The organism is Vibrio sp. 10N.261.46.E11, from assembly GCF_041472735.1.
GTDB lineage: Bacteria > Pseudomonadota > Gammaproteobacteria > Enterobacterales > Vibrionaceae > Vibrio.
Genome location: NZ_JBFRQW010000087.1, coordinates 1 through 1,243, shown reverse-complemented (window position 1 = coordinate 1,243; position 1,243 = coordinate 1). Strand labels below are relative to the sequence as shown.

Sequence of the window (1,243 nt, the reverse complement as noted above, 5' to 3'; positions counted from 1 at the left end):
TGATCTGCTCCAGTTAGACTGGACACCGCATTAAGCGACATATTGTTTTTCAAAGTTAACTGGGCTTAGATACCCAAGAGCACTGTGCCTTCTTGTTCGATTATAATCAACTTCAATGTATTCAAAAAGCGCTTGGCGCATCTCTTCTCGGGTCATTATCGGCTCGTATTGGACGGCTTCTACTTTCATTGAGTGGAAAAAGCTTTCAACACAGGCGTTATCCCAACAATTCCCCTTCCTACTCATGCTTTGTTTTAGATTATGAGCTGCGATTAAATCTCGGTAGTCTTTTGAACAATATTGGCTACCTCTATCACTATGGATGATCACGTCTTCTGGCATGCCTCTGCGGAACAATGCCATTGATAGTGCATCACAGACCAGAGTTGCGGTCATTCTGGTGCTCATTGACCAACCAACGACTTGCCGTGAGTACAGGTCGATAATAACGGCTAAATACATCCAACCTTCGCTTGTCGCTAGATAGGTAATATCTCCAGCCCATTTTTGGTTCGGTGCTGTCGCATTGAAATCTTGCTCAAGCAAGTTCGGGGCAACAGGAAGCCTATGCTTACTGTCTGTCGTACATTTGAACTTACGGGCGGCCTTCGCGACTAAGCTCTGGCGCTTCATGCTCGCAGCAATGGTTTTTACATCGTGCTTATTACCATTTGCCTCAAGTTCTTTTTGAATGCGCCTTGCACCGTCGCGTTCCTTTTTATCATCAAAGACTTCTCGAACTTTGTTATCAAGCTGCTTGCGGTGCTCGTTGCGTTGAGTGACTTTATGGCGATTATCAATCCAATAATAAAACCCACTTCGAGAAACCCCAAACACCTTAGCCATACGGACAATCCTATATTGCATCAGGTGTTCGAGCATAAACTCATAGCAATCTATTTTAGATTTTTCGCGAAGTAGGTGGCGGCCTTTTTTACGATATCTAGCTCTTCAGCTTGCTCTGCTAATAATCGTTTGAGCTTAGCATTTTCAGTGGCGAGTTCTCTTTCTCTATCGCTGATTTTCGCGTCTTTTTTTACGGCTTTACGCCATCCATAGATTTGAGATTCATATAACGATAGCTGCCGTGCGGCAGCAGCGACACCGACTTTCTCTGCTAACTTAAGTGCTTCGGCTTTAAATTCAGGAGCATGTTTGATTCGTGTTTTCTTAGTTGTCATTGTCCACCTCGTTAGTGATTGTACTCACTTAACTCAGTGTCCAAAACTTCTGGTGCGGATCA

Annotated in this window: 1 protein-coding gene; it reads right to left on the bottom strand. The window is 44.0% G+C overall.

Translation table 11 applies throughout. The annotated features are described in order from the left end of the window. Nucleotides 1–30: 30 nt before the first annotated feature. A protein-coding gene (locus AB4407_RS20560) for an IS3 family transposase (RefSeq protein WP_372121815.1) occupies nucleotides 31–1,181 on the bottom strand; the annotation gives its coding sequence in 2 pieces (ribosomal slippage) (nucleotides 31–938 and nucleotides 938–1,181; 1,152 coding nt in all). Nucleotides 1,182–1,243 lie beyond the last annotated feature (62 nt).